Genomic DNA, 18,495 nt, shown 5'->3' on the forward strand with positions numbered 1-18,495 from the left:
ATGTTAAAGGCCCGCTGCCGGAAAGGCAGCGGGCCGGTGTGAAGTTGATGCAAGAAATTTCAGACGGCGGGTCAGGCCCGCTTCGTCCACCAGACCGTGGTGTCGGCGGGCACCTTCGCCTCGCCGCCCGTCTCCGCGATCTCGCCGCTGCTGAGCAGCACCCGGCCGTACGCGGGGGTCCGCACCGACTCACCCGTGGTGTTCGCCACGCACACGAAGTCGCCGCGGCGGAAGGCCAGGACGCCCTCCGGCGCCCGCAGCCACTCCACCGAGTCGCCCGCGCCGAGGTCGGCCTGCGCGCGCCGGGCGCTCAGCGCGGCCCGGTACAGCTCCAGCGTGGAGCCGGGCTCGCCGGTCTGCGCCGCCACGCTGAGCTCGGCCCAGCTCTCCGGCTGCGGCAGCCAGCTGCCGCCGTCGCCGAAGCCGTAGGAGGAGCCCTCGCGGGTCCACGGGATCGGGACGCGGCAGCCGTCGCGGAAGCCGTCCTGGCCCGCGCCGCGGAAGTACGCCGGGTCCTGGCGCACCTCGTCGGGCAGGTCGACGACGTCCGGGAGGCCCAGTTCCTCGCCCTGGTAGACGTAGGCCGAGCCGGGCAGCGCCAGCATCAGCAGGGTGGCGGCACGGGCCCGGCGCAGACCCAGTGCGCGGTCGCCCGCGGTGCGGATCTGGGTGCCGAGGCCGGGCGGGTTGGCGAAGCGGGTCGCGTGCCGGGTGACGTCGTGGTTGGACAGCACCCAGGTGGCGGGGGCGCCGACCGGCCGCATGGCCTCCAGCGTCCGGTCGATGACCTCGCGCAGTTCCTCGGCGTCCCACTCGGTGCCCAGGTACTGGAAGTTGAAGGCCTGGTGGAGTTCGTCGGGGCGCACGTAGTTGGCGGTACGCTCGACGGTCGGCGTCCAGGCCTCCGCCACGAAGATGCGCTCACCGGCGTACTCGTCGCAGATCGTGCGCCACTGGCGGTAGATGGCGTGCACGCCGTCCTGGTCGAAGAACGGCATGACATCGTTGCCCAGCAGTTTCAGCTGGTCGTGGGAGCCGAGGTCGGGCAGGCCCGGTGCCTTGACCAGTCCGTGGGCCACGTCGATGCGGAAGCCGTCGACGCCCATGTCCAGCCAGAAGCGGAGGATCGAGCGGAACTCGTCGCCGACCGCCGGGTGCTCCCAGTTGAAGTCGGGCTGCTCGGGGGCGAAGAGGTGCAGGTACCACTCGCCGGGGGTGCCGTCCGGCTCGGTCACCCGGGTCCAGGCCGGGCCGCCGAAGATGGACTCCCAGTCGTTCGGCGGGAGTTCGCCGTTCTTACCCTTGCCGGCGCGGAAGTGGTAGCGCTCGCGGAGCGGGGAGCCGGGGCCCTCGGCGAGGGCGCGCTTGAACCACTCGTGCTGGTCGGAGGAGTGGTTGGGGACCAGGTCCACGATGATGCGCAGCCCCAGCCCGTGGGCGTCGCGGATCAGCGCGTCGGCGTCGAGCAGGTTTCCGAACATGGGGTCGACGGCGCGGTAGTCGGCGACGTCGTAGCCGGCGTCCGCCTGCGGGGAGGCGTAGAAGGGGCTGAGCCACACGGCGTCGACGCCGAGGTCGCGCAGATAGGGCAGGCGGGAGCGCACGCCCTCCAGGTCGCCCATGCCGTCGCCGTTGCTGTCGGCGAAGCTGCGCGGATAGACCTGGTAGATGACCGCGTCCCGCCACCAGTCGCGGCGGGTGGCGACGGTGGCGACGGCGGAGTCGGTGGCCGGGGCTGCAGGGTTCTGCTGGCTCATGGCGTCCTTGGAAAGGTGACGGTCCCCCGTTCGAACGCTGTCGAGAGTGGGGGAGGTGTGCGGTTCGGAGGCGCGTGGGTACGGCGGCGGGGGCGGGCCGGGGGTGTCGAGGCGGCCGCGGTGACAGCGGGGTCGGATGGGCACCGCGGCCGCCTACCCGCGCGCCCGAAGGCGCGCGGGAGCCTCTGGCGTGGAGGGCGTCAGCCCTTCGTGCCGCCCGCGGTGAGGCCGGTCACGAGGTTCTTCTGCACGAGGTAGAAGAACGCGGACACGGGTATCGCGACCAGCACGGCGGTGGCCGCCATCAGGTTGCGCTGGGCGTCGTGCTCGCTGACGAAGCTCTGCAGGCCGACGGCGAAGGTGTACTTGCTGTCGTCGAGCATGAACGTCGAGGCGAAGGCGACCTCACCGAAGGCCGTGATGAAGTTGTAGAAGGCGGCGACCGCGAGGCCCGGCTTGGCGAGCGGCAGGATCAGCCGGAAGAAGGTGCCGAACGGGGTGAGGCCGTCGACCCGCCCCGCCTCGTCGATCTCGAACGGGATCGTGTCGAAGTAGCCCTTGAGCAGCCAGGCGCTGTAGGGCACCGCCGTGGTGCAGTAGACCAGGACCAGACCGAGGTAGCTGTCGATGAGCTGCAGGTCCGAGAGGATCTGGTACATCGGCACGATGAGGACGGCGATCGGGAACATCTGGGTGAGCAGCAGCACCCACATGAACTTCCTGTAGCCGGGGAACCGCATGCGGGACACCGCGTAGCCGGTGGTGGCGGCGACGAGGACGCCGATCACCGTGGTGCCCAGCGACACGATCAGCGAGCTCTTCATCCAGTCGAAGAAGCCGGTGTGCTGCAGGACGAACGAGTAGTTGCTGAACGTCATCTTGTGCCAGATGCCGCCGGGGTGCAGGTAGTCGTCCTTGTCCGGGCCGAGGGAGAGGAAGACCAGCCAGGCGATCGGGAAGAGCGCGATCAGGCTGGCGACGATCAGGATGCCGTGGGAGGCGAGGGACGCGAGCGGTCCGCGCTCGCCCCGGCGGGTCTTGCGCTCAGCGGGCGCCGGACGCGGCTCGGCTGGCGTGGCGGAGGTCTCGACGGTGGTCGTGGTCATGGGAACTCCTGCCTCAGATCGCGAGCTGCTGCTCGTTGCGGTTCAGCCAGCGGCGGTAGAACGAGGTGAAGACGATCAGGATGGCCAGCAGCAGGATGCCGTAGGCGGCCGACTGCGCGAAGTCACGCGGCTGCTGTCCGAAGCCCAGGTAGTACGCCCAGGTCACGAGGATCTGCGCGTCCGGGGCGGTGTTGCCGAAGAGCAGGAAGATGACCGCGAACTGGTTGAACGTCCAGATGATGCCGAGCAGCACCACGGTGGAGCTGACCGACCTCAGGCCCGGCAGGGTGACGTACCGGAAGCGCTGCCAGGCGTTGGCGCCGTCCATCTCGGCCGCCTCGTAGAGGGAGGAGTCGATGGACTGGAGGCCGCCGAGCAGGGAGACCATCATGAACGGCACACCGCACCAGGTGTTGACCATGATGGCCGCGAACCGCTGCCAGAAGGTGTCCTCCAGCCACAGCGGGGCCGGCAGGTGCAGCGCGTCGAGGGCGGAGTTGATGACACCCCCGTCGGCGAGCATGAAGCGCCAGCCGAAGACGGTGACGAAGGTGGGCACGGCCCACGGCAGGATCAGGATCAGCCGGTAGAAGGTGCGGCCGCGCAGCTTCTGGTTGAGCAGCAGCGCGAGGCCGAGCCCGATGAAGTAGTGCAGCGCGACGCAGAGGGCGGTCCAGGCGATCGTCCAGATGAAGTGCGACCAGAAGCGGTCGTACGACGTCGGGCCGAACAGGATGTCCTTGTAGTTGTCGAGCCCGATGAACTTGTAGGTGGCGTCGATGTGGTTGACGCCGATCGTGCGCGCCGTGTTGAGGCTGTTGGCGTCGGTGAGCGTCAGGTACAGGCCGTACACCAGCGGATAGAGCACCAGGGCGCCGAGCACGACGGCGACCGGGGCGATCATGGCGTACGCGTACCAGTGTTTCTGGTAGCCGTTCTTGAAGCGCTGCCCCAGCCCGGGCCGAGGCGCGCGGTCACCGCGGCGCTTGCCGGTCGCGCGGTCGATGGCGACTGTCATGGTTCGACACCTTCAAAGGATCAAGGATTCGGGCTGGGCGCAGGGCGGTGGCCGCCGGATCCTTTCCCCCTTCGAGGGAGGATCCGACGGCCACCCGGGCTCACTTGCTGAAGCCGGACACCAGCTTCGAGATCGCCAGTTCGGCGTTGCTCAGGCCCTTGTCCAGCGACTCCTTGCCGCCGGCGATCTTGGGCAGCTCGGTGTCGAGCGGACCCCACAGGCTGCTGTACTCGGGCAGCGCCGGGCGGGGCTGGGCGGCGGCCAGGACGCCCTGGTAGCCGGCGATCCCGGGGTCGGCCTTGACCTGGTCGGTGTAGGCGTCGTCACGGGTGGGCAGCGTGGAGTTCTTCAGGGCGATGGTCTCCTGGGACTTCGCCGAGGTCATGAACTTCAGCAGCTTCAGCGCCGCGGCCTGGTGGGCCTTGTCGGAGCCGGCGTAGACCGAGAGGTTGTGACCGCCGGTCGGGGCGCCCGCCTTGCCGGACGAGCCGGCCGGGACGGTGGCGATGCCGAGGTTGGACTTGTCCTTGAAGGCGCTGCCCTTGTAGAAGTTCGTGATCTCCCAGGGGCCCTGGATGATCGAGGCGACCTTGCCGTTGACGAACGCGTCCTGGATGTGGGCGTAGGCGTCGGCGGTGGTGTCCGCCTTGTGCAGGCCCTTGCCCGAGTACAGGCTCAGCCAGGTGCCGTAGGCCTTCTTGGCCTCGGCGGAGTTCACGGTGATCTTCTTGGCGGCGGCGTCGACGGTGTCGGTGCCCTCGCCGTAGAGGAAGGTCTGGGCGTAGTAGGCCTGGGTGGAGCCCCAGTAGCCGTCGACCTTGGCCTTGGTCTTGATCTTCGCGGCGTCGGCCTTCAGCTCGTCCCAGGTCTTGGGGGCCTCGGTGATGCCGGCCTTCTTGAACAGGGCCTTGTTGTACACGAAGGCGAGGGTGTCGGTGACCAGCGGCACGCCGTAGGTCTTGCCGTCGTACTGGGCCTGCTTGATCAGGCTGGGCTGGAACTTGGCCTGGTCGGCCAGGGCCTCGGTGCCGTCCAGCGGCAGGAAGTAGCCCTTCTTGGCGAAGGCGGGCGTCCAGCCGACCTCGGAGCGCAGCACGTCCGGGGCGCCCGAGGCGCCGGCGGCCGTGTCGAACTTGTTCTGCGCCTGGTCGAAGGGGACGTTGACGTACTTGACCTTGATGTTCTTGTTGGCGGCCTCGAACTGCTTGACCAGGGCCTGGTACGTCGGTGCCTCATTGGTGGCGTTGGAGGTGTCCCACCAGGTGATGGTGACCGGGCCGTCCGACTTACCGCTGTCGCTGTCGCTCCCGCCGCACGCCGTCGCCGTGAGGGCGAGGGACGCCACCAGCGCGGAGGCCGCTATGCCACGCCGCATGAGTTCTCCTTGAGGGTTAAGCCCGAGTGAGGCAGGGAGCGGTCCCGTCCGCCGTCCCCGCGGTCTTGCCGACTGCGCCGTTGCGGCCGCCGGGCGAGTGGGAACGTAACAGCGATGTAAGCGGTGCGAAAGACCTTGCAGCAAAAAAGTGCAAGGGAACACGATGGTTACGCCGCCGTGACCTGTGCGCGAGCGGCTCGTGACCCCTTTTCGTCGGTGATCAGCGCGGGACGGGCCACTTGTGCAAGACTCTGCAAGCTCTTGCTTTTTGTTGGTCCCACCGAAGGACGAGGAGCGCGATGACGCAGCAGACCACGCCGGGCCGCCCGGCCTCCCGCGCCCGGCGTCCGGCCGGTGTGCAAGGGGGCAGGCGACCGGTACAGTCCAGTGCCGTGACCACACGGCTTGCCGACATCGCAGCGCAGGCGGGGGTGAGCGAAGCGACTGTCAGCCGGGTCCTCAACGGGAAGCCGGGCGTCGCCGCCACCACCCGCCAGTCCGTGCTGGCCGCCCTGGACGTGCTCGGCTACGAGCGGCCGGTCCGGTTGCGGCAGCGCAGCGAGGGTCTGGTGGGCCTGATCACGCCGGAGCTGGAGAACCCGATATTCCCGGCGCTGGCCCAGGTCATCGGCCAGGCGCTGACCCGCCAGGGGTACACGCCGGTGCTCGCCACGCAGACCCCGGGCGGGTCGACCGAGGACGAGCTGACCGAGATGCTGGTGGACCGCGGCGTCGCGGGGATCATCTACGTCTCCGGGCTGCACGCCGACACCACGGCCGACATGCAGCGCTACGACCGGCTGCGCGCGCAGGGCGTGCCGTACGTGCTGGTGGACGGGTTCTCGCCGAAGGTGGAGGCGCCGTTCATCTCCCCCGACGACCGGGCGGCGATGACGCTGGCCGTGACGCACCTGGTGTCGCTGGGCCACACCCGGATCGGGCTGGCGCTCGGACCGAAGCGGTTCGTGCCCGTGCAGCGCAAGATCGAGGGGTTCGTGCGCGCGGTGCAGGAGCAGCTGGGCATGCCCGCGGAGCGGGTGGAGACCGAGCTGGTCCAGCACTCCCTGTACACGCTGGAGGGCGGTCAGGCCGCCGCGACCGCGCTGATCGACCGCGACTGCACGGCGGTGGTCTGCGCCAGCGACATGATGGCTCTCGGCGCGATACGGGCGGCCCGGCAGCGGGGTCTGGAGGTGCCGCGGGACGTGTCGGTGGTCGGGTTCGACGACTCGCCGCTGATCGCGTTCACCGATCCGCCGCTGACCACGGTCCGCAAGCCGGTCCCGGCGATGGGACAGGCCGCTGTGCGCACGCTGCTGGAGGAGATCGGCGGTACGCCGGCGCCGCACAGCGAGTTCGTGTTCATGCCGGAGCTGGTGGTGCGCGGCTCGACCGCCTCGGCGCCGCACGCCCTGCGCGCCTCGTAGCGGCGGCGCGTCCCGCGGGGCGGCCGGCGGCCGTGTCCGGGTGCCGCGCAGAAGGTGCGTCGGGAACCCGGCCTTGGGATGATCGGGCGAGGAAGCCTTGTCTGGCAGACTTGATGGCTATGAGTGACTCGACCGTGACAGAGTCGGAAGGTCGCGAGGACGTGGCCGTTCCGCGGGCCGTCACGGGCGAGGGGGGACGGGGTCTGCTGGGCCGACTGCGTCATCCGCGCCGGCCCCGGTTGTGGTTCGAGATCCTTCTGATCGCGCTGAGTTACTGGATCTACTCCCTGATCCGCAACGCCGTGCCGGAGCAGCGCTCCGCCGCGCTGCGGAACGCGGACTGGATCTGGCGGACCGAGCACCAGCTGGGCATCGCCGTCGAACGGGCGGTCAACCACGCCGTGAACTCGGTGTCCTGGCTGATCGTCGGCATGAACTACTACTACGCCACGCTGCACTTCGTCATCACGCTGGGCGTGCTGGTGTGGCTGTACCGGTGGCATCCCGGCCGGTACGCGGCCACCCGGCTGGCGCTCTTCGCGACCACGGGCGTCGCCCTCGTCGGTTACTACCTGTTCCCGCTCGCGCCGCCCCGGCTGATGCGGGACGGGCGTTTCGTGGACACGGTCATGGTGCACCACACCTGGGGCTCGATGGCCTCCGGCGACCTCAAGCACATGTCCAACCAGTACGCGGCGATGCCGTCGATGCACATCGGCTGGTCGCTGTGGTGCGGTCTGACGATCTTCGCGCTGGCGTCGGTGCCGTGGGCCCGGGTGCTCGGCCTGCTGTACCCGGCGACCACCCTGCTGGTGATCGTCGCCACGGCCAACCACTTCTGGCTGGACGCGGTGGGCGGCATGCTCTGCCTGGCCTTCGGTGCCGCGGTGGCCCGGATCTGGTACGGCGCCCTGCCCCACGCGCTGCCGCGGCGGGTGCCGGTCCGGGCGCCGGAGCCGGCTCAGGCCCCGTCGCCGTAGAACAGCTCCTCCACCACCGTGCGCGCCCTGCGGGTGGTGCGACGGTAGGCGTCGAGCATGTCCCCCGCGTGTCCGGCGCCGTATCCCAGGTAGCGGCCCACGGCGGCCAGCTCGCGGGGCTCGGTGGGGAAGGTGTCCCCGGCCCGGCCGCGCACCAGCATGACCGCGTTGCGCACCCGGGTGGCCAGCACCCACGCCTCGTCCAGGATCTCCGTCTCCTCGGCGGACAGCAGCCCGGCCGCGCGGACCGCGGACAGGGCCTGGCGGGTGCGGGTGGTGCGCAGCCCGGGCACCTGGTGGCCGTGCCGGAGCTGGAACAGCTGGACGGTCCACTCGACGTCGGACAGGCCGCCGGGTCCGAGCTTGGTGTGCAGTTTGGGGTCGGCGCCGCGCGGCAGCCGCTCGGCCTCCATACGGGCCTTCAGCCGGCGGATCTCGCGTACGGCGTCCTCGGCGAGTCCCTGCGGCGGGTAGCGCAGCGGGTCGATCAGCTCGGTGAAGCGGCGGCCGAGGTCCGCGTCCCCGGCGACCGGTTCGGCCCGCAGCAGCGCCTGCGACTCCCAGACCAGGGACCAGCGGCGGTAGTACGCCCCGTACGACTTCAGGGTGCGCACCAGCGGGCCCGACTTGCCCTCGGGGCGCAGGTCGGCGTCGATCAGCAGGGGCGGATCGGCACTGGGCAGCTGGAGCAGCCGGCGCATCTCGGCGACGACCTTGTTGGCGGCCGCGGCCGCCTCGTGCTCGTCCACGCCGTCCTGCGGTTCATGCACGAAGAGCACGTCCGCGTCGGATCCGTAGCCCAGCTCGTGCCCGCCGAAACGGCCCATGCCGATGATCGCGAACCGGGTGGGCAGGGTGTCGCCCCAGCCGCCGCGCACGACCGCGCGCAGGGTGCCGGCGAGGGTGGCCGCGGTGAGGTCGGAGACGGCCGCGCCGACCCGGTCCACCAGGGCGCCCTGGTCGGCCTCGGCGGGGATGGTCTCGGTGCCGTAGGAGCCGATGATGTCGGTGGCGGTGATGCGGAACAGCTCGCGGCGGCGGACGCCGCGCGCCGCGGTGACGCCCTGCTCGGCGTTCTCCGCGCGGCCCACGGCGGCGAGGATCTCCTGCTCCAGCTGGGCGCGGTCGCGGGGCTTGAGGCCGCCGCCGTCCCCCTGGCCGAGCAGGGCCACCGCCTCGGGGGCGCGCATCAGCAGGTCGGGGGCGAGGCGGCCCGCCGACAGGACGCGGGCCAGGTTCTCGGCGGCGGCGCCCTCGTCCCTGAGGAGCCTCAGGTACCAGGGGGTCTTGCCGAGGGCGTCGGAGACCTTGCGGAAGTTCAGCAGGCCCGCGTCGGGGTCCGCCGAGTCGGCGAACCAGCCCAGCAGGACCGGCATGAGGGTGCGCTGGATCGCCGCCTTGCGGGTCACGCCGGACGCCAGCGCCTCCAGGTGGCGCAGGGCGGCGGCCGGGTCGGCGTAGCCGAGGGCCACCAGGCGTTCGCGGGCCGCCTCGGGGCTCAGGCGGGCCTCGCCGGGGGCGAGTTGGGCCACCGCGTCGAGCAGCGGGCGGTAGAAGAGCTTCTCGTGCAGCCGTCGTACGACGCCGGTGTGCCGCTTCCACTCGCGGTTCAGGTCGGCGACCGGGTCGGCGCGCAGCCCCATGGAGCGGCCCAGTCGGCGCACGTCCTCCTCCGCCTCGGGGACGAGGTGGGTACGGCGCAGGCGGTACAGCTGGATGCGGTGCTCCATGGAGCGCAGGAAGCGGTACGCCTCGTCCAGGCGGGCGGCGTCCTCGCGGCCGACGTAGCCGCCGGCGGCCAGGGCCTGGAGGGCGTCGAGGGTGGTGCCGCTGCGCAGGGACGGGTCGGTGCGGCCGTGCACCAACTGAAGGAGCTGGACGGCGAATTCGACGTCGCGGAGACCGCCGGGGCCGAGTTTGAGCTCGCGTTCGATCTCGGTGACGGGGATGTTCTCGACCACCCGGCGGCGCATCTTCTGCACGTCCGCGACGAAGTTGTCGCGTTCGGCGGCCTTCCAGACGAGGGGGTCCAGCGCGTCGATGTAGGCCCGGCCGAGGTCCTGGTCGCCGGCCACCGGGCGGGCCTTCAGCAGGGCCTGGAACTCCCAGGTCTTCGCCCAGCGCTGGTAGTAGGCGACGTGGCTGCTGAGGGTGCGGACGAGGGGGCCGTTGCGGCCCTCGGGACGGAGGTTGGCGTCCACGGGCCAGATGGAGCCCTCGACGGTCGTCTCCGAGCAGATCCGCATGAGGTGGGAGGCGAGTTTCGTGGCGGACCTGAGGGCCTTGGCCTCGCTGGTGCCGTCGGTGGCCTCGGCCACGAAGATGACGTCCACGTCGGAGACGTAGTTCAGCTCGTGGCCGCCGCACTTGCCCATCGCGATCACGGCGAGGCGGCAGGCCGCCGCGTCCTCGGGGGCGGAGGCCTGTGCCATCGCCAGCGCGGCGCGCAGGGTGGCGGTGGCCAGGTCCGCGAGTTCGGCCGCGGTCTGGGCGACGTCCGTGGTGCCGCAGACGTCCCGGGCGGCGATGGAGAGCAGGCAGCGGCGGTAGGCGACGCGCAGGGAGACCGGGTCGGTCGCCTCGGCCAGGCCGCGTTCGAACTCCGCGACGCCCGGGTGGAGGTCGCGGGGCTCGTAGGTGACGAGGGCCTGCCAGTCGCTGGGGTGGCGGGCGAGGTGGTCGGCGAGCGCGGCGGAGGCACCGAGGACGCCGAGGAGGCGGTCGCGCAGCGGTTTGGCCGCGATCAGGGTGTCCGTCAGCTCGCGCGGGGCGGCGGAGCCGTTCTGCGCCTCCAGGAGGCGGACCAGGCCGTGCAGGGCGAGGTCGGGGTCGGCGGTGGCGCCGAGGGCCTCCAGCAGGACCGGGTCGTTGCGCACGGGGTCCAGCTCGGGGCCGTCCAGCAGGCGCTCGGCGGCGGAGGGGTCGGTGAAGCCGTGCCGGAGCAGACGGGTGAACGTGCTGCTTCTGCGCCCCGGCGTCATCCTCGGCCTCCCCTTGTCTCGGATCAAGGTCGTCCTGGCCAGAGCCTAACCGCCCCACGCCCCACGAGCTCCGGGGCGGGCCCGCTACCGGCCCGGGATTCGGGGGCGGCCCCGGTACCGGCCCGGGATCGGGGGCGCGGCTCGTCGGTCTCCGGGGCAGGGGCGGGGGAGGTCCGGGCGCGGCTCGTCGGTCTTCGGGGCAGGGGCGGGGGAGGTCCCGGTGCGGCTCGTCGGTCTTCGGGGGGGCAGGCGGGGAGAGGTTCGGGTGCGGCTCAGTGGGCGCGGGCACGGGGGGCAGGGGTCCGGGTGCGGCTTTGTGAGCGCGGGGCGGGACTGTGGGTCAGTTGCGTGGGCGCCGACGGGGCGGTGCGGGGGGTGCGGCTCCGGACTCCGGTGCGTCTGCGCGGGCGCGGGCACGGGGGCGGCGCGAGGCTCCGGGTGCGGCTGCGTGGGCGCCGGACGCCCCGGGACCGGCCAGGGAACTCGGCGGCTGCGCGGGCGCAGGCGGGCATCAGGTGCGCTAGGCCGTGTGAGCGGGGGCTCCGCCGGTCAGGGGCGGCAGCCCTTGCCGGGTGCGCCGCACCGCCCCGCCAGCCGGCCCGCCGCGCGATCCGTGATCCCCTCAGGGATTCGCACGCCCGGCCGCCCGCCGGGGCGGGCGTCGTGCCTGCGACTCGGCGGCGGCGCGAGAGGCCGTGCGGGTGACGGGGGACGGGGGACGGGTGGCCGTCCGCAGCCTCGGGGACGACGGAGCGGCGGACGTCCGCCGAGCGCGCGCTGGGGGCCGAGGACCCGGGACGGCGGAGCGTGGGCGGGTGGTCGGGGGACGGGTCGGTGCGCAGCCGTCCGGCGCTGCCGGCAGGTCCCCCGATCCGCCCCCGGCGGCGCCGTTTCGGTGGCGCCCCGGAGGGATTTCCGCTTCGGTGAGGGCGAGCCGTTCAGCCGTGACTACGAGGAACTGACCGCGCGGCGCCTGGAGGTCAGCGAGCCGGTGCAGTTCGCGCAGCAGGACGGAGCCACGTTCATGTACTTCAAGGACCCCGACGGCAACGGGTGGGCCGTTCAGGAGTACGAGCGGCGGCTCACCGAACCGCCGCACCAGGTGCTCGCGGCACCGGCGCCTCAGGACTGGCCGCCTGCCGCGGCAGCCGGGCGGTCAGCAGGTCGAGCATGCCGCCGGCCGCCCGGACCGCCGCGTCCGCGCAGCAGTTGTTGAACAGGAGGTGCACCTCCTCGGCGTGCGCGGCGAGGGCGCGGACGCGGGGCAGCCACTCGGCGAGTTCCGCCTCCGTGTAGGCGTGCCGGAAGCGGTCCTCCTTGCCGCCCGTGCCCCAGTGGGCGCTGCGGCCGTGGAAGCGGACGAGGGCGAGGCGCGGGGTGGTCACGGCGGTGTCCGGGGGCAGCGAGCCGGGCAGGCCCTGGCGGGTGTCCACGCCGACGGCGGTGGCGTCCAGGTCCCTGAGGAAGGCGGTCGTACGACCGGACGACCACCAGGCGCGGTCGCGGAACTCCACGGCGAACGGCCAGTCGCGGGCGCGTTCCCGGGCCGCGCGGACGAACGCCTCGGAGTCGGGGCCGGGGGCCAGGGAGGGCGGGTACTGGAACAGGAGCGTGCCCAGCCGCCCGGCGCGGCGCAGGGGGTCCACCGCCTCGGCGTACCGCGTCCAGGTCTCCGTCAGCAGGCCCTCGTCGCGGGGGTGTCCGCGCAGGTCCGCGGGGAGGGCGGCGGGGCGGGTGGGGTGGCCGGTGAGGAGGGAGAACGCCTTGACGTCGAAGCGGAATCCGGCCGGGGTGCGCTCCGCCCACAGCCGGGTGGTGCGCGGACTCGGCAGGGCGTAGTACGGGGAGTCGGCCTCGACCACGGGGAAGCGGCTCGCGTAGTGCCGCAGGCGGCCCTCGGCGTCGCGGTGGCCGCGTGGGTACCAGCCGCTCCGCATCAGCGCCGGGTCGGTCCAACCGCAAGTTCCCACGGAGATACGCGTCATGGCGGCGCGAGTACCCGTCGTTCATCCGGTCTTCACTCGCGAGGTTGGCTTCCGTGGGCCACGGGAATGTTGGCGTGTGCATGCTCTGTCCGCACCGCCAGCCCCGTACCCCCCCCCACCCCCGGAGGTTGATGTGTCCGGCAGTTCCGTGTACCGCCGTGCCCGCACCGTCGTGGCGTCCGCGGCGGCCCTCGCCGCGGCCGCGGCCGGCCTGTGGACCGGTCTCGGCAGCGGGTCCGCGCACGCCGCGACGGCCGTTCCCAGCCCGGACCACGTGGTCGTCGTCGTCTTCGAGAACCACGCGTACAGCCAGGTCATCGGTTCCTCCAGCGCGCCCTACATCAACTCGCTGAAGTCGGGCGGCGCCAACCTGTCCCAGGCGTACGCCGAGACCCACCCGAGCCAGCCCAACTACTTCGCCCTGTTCTCCGGTTCGACGCAGGGCGTCACGGACGACAGCTGCTACACCCCGGGTTTCTCGTCCGCGCCGAACCTGGCGTCCGAGCTGATCGCCGCCGGCCGCAGCTGGGCCAGCTACAACGAGACGCTGCCCAGCCAGGGTTCGACCACGTGCAGCAGCGGCAAGTACGCGCGCAAGCACAACCCCTGGTTCGGGTTCAGCAACGTGCCGACGTCCAGCGCCAAGACGTTCGCCCAGTTCCCGACGGACTACTCGACGCTGCCCCAGGTGTCGTTCGTCGTCCCCAACCTGTGCAGCGACATGCACGACTGCTCGGTGTCCTCCGGTGACACCTGGCTGAAGAACAACCTGGGCGCGTACGCGACCTGGGCCAAGACCCACAACAGCCTGCTCGTCGTCACCTTCGACGAGGACAACCGCCTCAGCGGCAACCGCATCCCGACGGTCCTGTACGGCCAGCCGGTCACCGCGGGCTCGTCCAGCTCCACCACCTACAACCACTACGACCTGCTGCGCACCCTGGAGGACACCCAGGGCCTGACCACGCACGCGGGCAACGCGGCCTCCGCCAGGGACATCACCGGTATCTGGGCGTCCTGACGTGTACGTAGCGGACAGCCGCGCCGTCGCGTCCGCTGACGGTGCCGTCCGGCCTCCGGCCGGGCGGCGCCGTGCCGCGGTCGCGCCCACCGTCCTCGCCCTCGGCACGGTCAGCCTGGTCACCGACGTGTCCTCCGAGATGGTCACGGCGGTCATGCCGCTGTACCTCGTGGCCGGCCTCGGCCTGTCCCCGCTGGGCTTCGGACTGCTGGACGGCATCTACAACGGGTTCTCGGCCCTGGTCCGGCTCGTCGGCGGGCACCTCGCCGACCGGGGCGGCGGCCGGCACAAATGGGTCGCCGGGTGCGGGTACGCCCTCTCCGCGGCCTGCAAGCCCCTGCTGCTGGTGGCGCACTCACTGCCCCCGATCGGGCTGGTCCTCGCCGCCGACCGCACCGGCAAGGGGCTGCGGACGGCTCCCCGGGACGCGCTGATCTCGCTCGCGAGCACGCCCGAGTCCCGCGGCCGGGCCTTCGGCGTGCACCGCGCGATGGACACCGCGGGCGCCCTGCTCGGCCCGCTGGCGGCGTTCCTGGTCCTGCGGGCCACCGTGGACGGCTACGACGCGGTGTTCACCGTCAGCTTCTGCGTGGCCGTCCTGGGCGTCCTGGTCCTGGTCCTCTTCGTACCGGGCGGCAGGCGCGGCGGCGGCCCCGGAGAGCCGGCCCGCGGCGGGCCCGGAGAGCCGGCCACCACGAGCGCGGCTCCCGCCGAACGCCCCACCCTGCGCGCCGCCGTACGGCTGCTGCGCCGCCGTGACCTGCGCCGGATCACCGTGTGCGCGCTGCTGCTGGGCCTCGCCACGGTCAGCGACTCCTTCGTCTACCTGCTGCTCCAGCGCCGCCTCGGCGTGCCCGACCGCTGGTTCGCGCTGCTGCCGCTCGGCACGGCGGCCGCCTTCCTGCTGCTGGCGGTGCCGCTCGGCCGGCTCGCGGACCGGGTGGGCCGGTGGACGGTGTTCCTGGCCGGGCACGGTGCCCTGCTCCTCGCCTACGGCCTGCTGCTCACGTCCTGGCACGGCACGGCCCTGCCGTACGCCGTCCTCGCCCTGCACGGCGGTTTCTACGCGGCCACCGACGGGGTGCTGATGGCGGCGGCCTCCGACGGGGTCCCCGAGGCGCTGCGCTCCTCGGGACTCGCCGTGGTGCAGACCGGGCAGGCACTCGCGCGGTTCGCCTGCTCGCTGCTGTTCGGCGCGGCCTGGACGGCGTGGGGCGACCGCACCGCACTGGCCGGTGCGGCCGTGGCGCTCGCCGCGTGTGCCGCGTTCTCCCTCACCCTGCGCCCGAAGGAACCGGTGACCGCATGACCGTACGCAACCGTGTCCTGATCCTGGCGGCGGCGGTCGCCGTGCTCGCGGCGGTCGGGCTGGCGTCCGTGCTGCACGCCTCCGCCCGCGCCGACCGCCGCGACCACACCCAGGCCGGCGGCCCGCGGGTCACGCCCGGCACGGTGGCACTGACCGGTCACGGCCGGATGGTGTTCCGGAACATGGCGTGGGGACCGCACCGGGACGAGCTGACGAGCGTCCCGGCCGGCGAGCCCGCGGCCCCGCGCACCGCCTCGGGCGTCAAGTGCCTGCGCTTCCACGCCGCTTCGGGCACCGGCGTGTGCCTCCAGGCGGTGCACGGGCCGGTGTCCGACACCTACCGCGCCCTGATCCTCGACGCGCGCCTGCGCACCGTGGACCACTACGACGTCCCCGGCATCCCCTCCCGCGCCCGGGTCTCCCCCACCGGCCGCTTCGCCGCCTGGACGGCCTTCGTCGGCGGCGACTCGTACGCCGGTACGAACTTCTCCACGCGCACGGCGATCGCGGACACCCGCACCGGCGTCCTGGTCCCGTCGCTGGAGGACTTCCGGATCGTCAAGGACGGACGGCCCTACCGGGCGGCGGACGTCAACTTCTGGGGCGTGACGTTCGCGGCGGACGACCGTACCTTCTACGCGACGCTGGCCACCGGGGGGCGCACCTACCTGGTCCGCGGCGATCTGCGCCGCCGTACGGTCACCACGCTGCACCCGAACGTGGAGTGCCCGTCCCTCTCCCCCGACGGCACGCGGGTCGCCTACAAGAAGCGGGTGGCGGGGCTGCCCAAGGACGCCCCGTGGCGTCTGTACGTCCTCGACCTGCGCACGATGCGGGAGACTCCCCTGGCCGAACCGAGGAGCGTGGACGACCAGGCGGTCTGGCGGGACGCCCGCACCCTGGTGTACGCGCTGCCCGGGGACTACGGCGCGGATCTCTACGAGGTCCCGGCGGACGGCTCGGGCAGGGCCCGGCGGATCAGCACGGCGGCGGTGTCACCGGCGTACCTGCGCTAGGGCCTGGGCGGTCGGGCGGGCCGGGGAAATCACCCGGAGGGTGTGAGGCGGGCGGTCCCGGACCGGCGCACTGTGGGCTCGGACAACGGCCCGATGTGCGAAGAAGGGACCACGTAGATGAACCTCGCCTACGACTACCCGCTGCTGGCCGCCCTCGGGACCATGTTGTGGTTCTTCCTGTGGATCATGTGGTTCTTCCTGCTGTTCAAGGTCGTGCTCGACATCTTCCGGGACGACTCCATGAGCGGCTGGGGCAAGGCCGGCTGGTGCCTGTTCGTGATCGTGCTGCCGTTCCTCGGGGTCCTCGTGTACCTGCTCGCCCGTGGCAAGGACATGGGCCGCCGGGAGCAGGAGCAGGCGATCCAGCAGCGCAAGGCGTTCGACTCCTACGTCAGGGAGGCGGCGGGCGGTGCCCGGCCCAGCAGTTCCGACGAACTCGCCAAGCTCTCCGAGCTGCGCAACCGCGGCGACATCACCCAGGAGGAGTTCCAGAGGGCGAAGGCACTGGTGCTGAACGGCGACGACGGCACGGACCGCACCGGCTCGGCCACCACGACCGTCCCGCACTGATCACCGGACGACAGCAAGCGAGGCAAAGACATGACCACGACACACACCACACAGGCCAGGAAGCAGCACTGGGCCAGCGGTCTGATGCTGTTCGGCGCCGTCATGCTGATGGTCGCCGGGGTGATCGACATCTTCCGCGGCATCATGGGCATCGCCGAGGACGACGTGTTCATCGCGGCGAACGGCTACGTCTTCCGCTTCGACCTGACCGGCTGGGGCTGGGTCACCCTCATCCTGGGCGCCGTCGCCGTGGTGGTGAGCATGGGGCTGTTCCAGACGGCGAAGTGGGCGCGGATCTCCGGCATCGTCATCGCCGGCCTGATCATCATCGCCAACTTCCTCTCCCTGCCGTACTCCCCCATCTGGTCCACCCTGATGATCGCCTTCGCGGGAGTCGTCATCTGGGCCCTGTGCGTGGTGCAGCCGCCGACCGCGACCCCGCCCCGGGAAACTCCCCGCACCCCCTGACGAAAGGGCACGGGCGCACCCCTGGGGCCGACGGTTCGTGACCGCCGGCCCCGTCGGCACAGCGCCGGCCGGTGATCGAGCGGCACCGGCCCAGGAACAGGGCCGCTCCGCAGAAGGTCACCACCAGAAAGCCCAGGGAGACCACGAACCCCGCGGTCACGGCCCGGGTGTCGACGAGGGCCGATCCGGCGTCCGCCTTCGCGTGCGTCGCGATGGCCGTTCCGGCGACGGCGAGGCCCACCACGGCGGAGAGTTGCTGCGTCACGGTGAGCAGCGCGGAGGCGTCGGGCCGTCGAAGCGCCGGCACCGCGTTCATGGCGTCGGCGGTGACCGCGGCCTGCGCGCCGGCCCCCAGGCCGCTGAGGACCATGCCGGGCAGGTGCCAGACGTAGGAACTGCTGGACAGGGCCGCGATCCACATCCCCACCCCCGCGAGGGCGCAGAGCAGTCCGCACAGCACCGGCACCCTGGCACTGCCCGTGCGGTCGAACAGGCGACCAGCCGCCTGGCTTCCCAGGATGACGCCGGCGAGGAGGGGCGTCTGCGCGATTCCGGCTTGGAGGGGGCGGAAGTGCAGCACCTCCTGGATGTAGAGCGCACTGTTGACGAACACGGCGAAGAGACCGAGCTGGAGACCGCAGTTGACCAGCACATCCACGCCGAACCGCCGCCGGGCGAACAGGCGCAGGTCGATCTGGGGGCGGGGCGACCGCAGGGTGGTGCGACAGAAGACACCGGTGATCAGCAGGCCGGCACCCAGCGATGCGCAGAATCGCCATGACGCGACGCCCCATGCCGCACTCTGCTGAAGGGCCAGTACGACCAGGCAGACGCCCGGCACCACGAGGAGCGGCTTCGCGCAGGGCGGCCGGGGACCGGCCGGCCGGGGACCGGGAGTGCCGCGCGAGGTGAGGCCGCAGATGAGGACGGCGATCGGGATGTTGAGCCAGAACACGTAACGCCAGCCGAGTGTCCCCGTGACGGCTCCGCCGACGAGGGGCCCGAGGGCTCCGGCGAGCTGGGACACACCGCAGAACAGGGCGACCGCCCGGCCCTGGGCCGCCCGGGCGAAGGCGTCCGTCACCATCGGGATGGCGGCGGGCCACATCAGGGCGGCACCGGCCCCCTGCAAAGCCCTGAAGCCGACCAGCGCCGGAAAAGCGGCGCCTCCGGCCGGCACCGTCGCACATCCGGCTGACGCGAGCGCGAACACCACTACACCCCAGCGGAACGTCCGCATGAGCCCGGCCGTGCTCCCCAGCCGCCCTCCGAGGAGTACGAGCGCGGCTGTGGCCAGCACGTAGACACTGATGGTCCAGTGAGCCGCCACCAGACCGAATCCCAGCCCGTGCGCCATGGAGGGAAGGGCTACGACGACCACGGTCCGGTCGAGCGACGTCATCGTGGAGGCGAGAGCGATCGCCAGCAGTTCCCTGAAAGACAGAGGGCCGGCCGGTTCCTCACCCGCAGAATGCACGACAG

Annotated in this window: 14 protein-coding genes and 1 pseudogene; 8 read left to right on the plus strand and 7 right to left on the minus strand. The window is 72.0% G+C overall.

The window, feature by feature from the left end; translation table 11 throughout:
- Positions 1-71: 71 nt before the first annotated feature.
- The 4 genes from N8I86_RS12455 to N8I86_RS12470 all read right to left on the minus strand — a co-directional run bounded on the left by N8I86_RS12455 (position 72) and on the right by N8I86_RS12470 (position 5,256).
- Positions 72-1,757, minus strand: a complete 1,686-nt coding sequence (locus N8I86_RS12455; RefSeq protein ID WP_073893277.1) for a glycoside hydrolase family 13 protein — start codon at positions 1,755-1,757, stop codon at positions 72-74.
- A gap of 200 nt (positions 1,758-1,957) precedes the next feature.
- Positions 1,958-2,863, minus strand: coding sequence for a sugar ABC transporter permease (locus tag N8I86_RS12460; RefSeq protein ID WP_263277776.1), 906 nt, complete (start codon positions 2,861-2,863; stop codon positions 1,958-1,960).
- Between the two features lie 13 nt (positions 2,864-2,876).
- Entirely contained in the window at positions 2,877-3,881 is a 1,005-nt protein-coding gene (locus N8I86_RS12465; protein ID WP_073893283.1) for a carbohydrate ABC transporter permease, read from the minus strand.
- Positions 3,882-3,981: 100 nt separating this feature from the next.
- Positions 3,982-5,256 (minus strand): extracellular solute-binding protein, encoded by a 1,275-nt coding sequence (locus N8I86_RS12470; protein ID WP_073893286.1) that lies wholly within the window; start codon positions 5,254-5,256, stop codon positions 3,982-3,984.
- Positions 5,257-5,648: 392 nt separating this feature from the next.
- On the opposite strand from N8I86_RS12470, the gene N8I86_RS12475 reads away from it, so the two are divergent.
- A complete protein-coding gene (locus N8I86_RS12475) occupies positions 5,649-6,683 on the plus strand; it encodes a LacI family DNA-binding transcriptional regulator (protein WP_073894112.1) in 1,035 nt (344 codons plus the stop codon).
- Positions 6,684-6,802: 119 nt separating this feature from the next.
- Positions 6,803-7,663 carry a phosphatase PAP2 family protein gene (locus tag N8I86_RS12480; RefSeq protein WP_263277777.1) on the plus strand — a complete coding sequence of 287 codons (861 nt, stop codon included), beginning with the start codon at positions 6,803-6,805 and terminating at the stop codon, positions 7,661-7,663.
- On the opposite strand, the gene N8I86_RS12485 is transcribed toward N8I86_RS12480, so the two are convergent.
- Positions 7,645-10,644, minus strand: coding sequence for a bifunctional [glutamine synthetase] adenylyltransferase/[glutamine synthetase]-adenylyl-L-tyrosine phosphorylase (locus N8I86_RS12485; RefSeq protein ID WP_263277778.1), 3,000 nt, complete (start codon positions 10,642-10,644; stop codon positions 7,645-7,647). The genes N8I86_RS12480 and N8I86_RS12485 overlap by 19 nt on opposite strands.
- A 949-nt stretch (positions 10,645-11,593) precedes the next feature.
- Between N8I86_RS12485 and N8I86_RS12490 the strand changes: the two are divergent.
- A pseudogene (locus tag N8I86_RS12490) lies at positions 11,594-11,755 on the plus strand (VOC family protein); the annotation flags it as partial.
- On the opposite strand, the gene N8I86_RS12495 reads toward N8I86_RS12490, so the two are convergent.
- Positions 11,727-12,629, minus strand: a complete 903-nt coding sequence (locus N8I86_RS12495) for a DUF72 domain-containing protein (protein ID WP_073893292.1) — start codon at positions 12,627-12,629, stop codon at positions 11,727-11,729. The pseudogene N8I86_RS12490 and the gene N8I86_RS12495 overlap by 29 nt on opposite strands.
- A gap of 133 nt (positions 12,630-12,762) precedes the next feature.
- On the opposite strand from N8I86_RS12495, the gene N8I86_RS12500 reads away from it, so the two are divergent.
- The 5 genes from N8I86_RS12500 (at position 12,763) to N8I86_RS12520 (ending at position 17,013) form a co-directional block, all read left to right on the plus strand.
- Positions 12,763-13,650, plus strand: a complete 888-nt coding sequence (locus N8I86_RS12500; protein WP_263277779.1) for an alkaline phosphatase family protein — start codon at positions 12,763-12,765, stop codon at positions 13,648-13,650.
- Between the two features lies 1 nt (position 13,651).
- The gene (locus N8I86_RS12505; RefSeq protein ID WP_263277780.1) at positions 13,652-14,959 is read left to right on the plus strand and encodes an MFS transporter; all 1,308 of its coding nucleotides are present in this window, start codon (positions 13,652-13,654) and stop codon (positions 14,957-14,959) included.
- Positions 14,956-15,975 (plus strand): TolB family protein, encoded by a 1,020-nt coding sequence (locus tag N8I86_RS12510; RefSeq protein ID WP_073893299.1) that lies wholly within the window; start codon positions 14,956-14,958, stop codon positions 15,973-15,975. The genes N8I86_RS12505 and N8I86_RS12510 overlap by 4 nt, the downstream gene beginning before the upstream one ends.
- A gap of 117 nt (positions 15,976-16,092) precedes the next feature.
- Complete coding sequence (locus N8I86_RS12515) at positions 16,093-16,545, plus strand: SHOCT domain-containing protein (RefSeq protein ID WP_073893301.1); 453 nt, start codon at positions 16,093-16,095, stop codon at positions 16,543-16,545.
- Positions 16,546-16,575: 30 nt separating this feature from the next.
- The gene (locus N8I86_RS12520) at positions 16,576-17,013 is read left to right on the plus strand and encodes a DUF7144 family membrane protein (protein ID WP_263277781.1); all 438 of its coding nucleotides are present in this window, start codon (positions 16,576-16,578) and stop codon (positions 17,011-17,013) included.
- Here the strand turns inward: N8I86_RS12520 and N8I86_RS12525 are convergent.
- Entirely contained in the window at positions 16,943-18,490 is a 1,548-nt protein-coding gene (locus N8I86_RS12525; protein WP_263277782.1) for an MFS transporter, read from the minus strand. The two genes, N8I86_RS12520 and N8I86_RS12525, sit on opposite strands and share 71 nt — an antisense overlap.
- Between the last annotated feature and the right edge of the window lie 5 nt (positions 18,491-18,495).

Origin of the sequence: Streptomyces albidicamelliae, from assembly GCF_025642175.1 — a bacterium.
GTDB lineage: Bacteria > Actinomycetota > Actinomycetes > Streptomycetales > Streptomycetaceae > Streptomyces > Streptomyces albidocamelliae.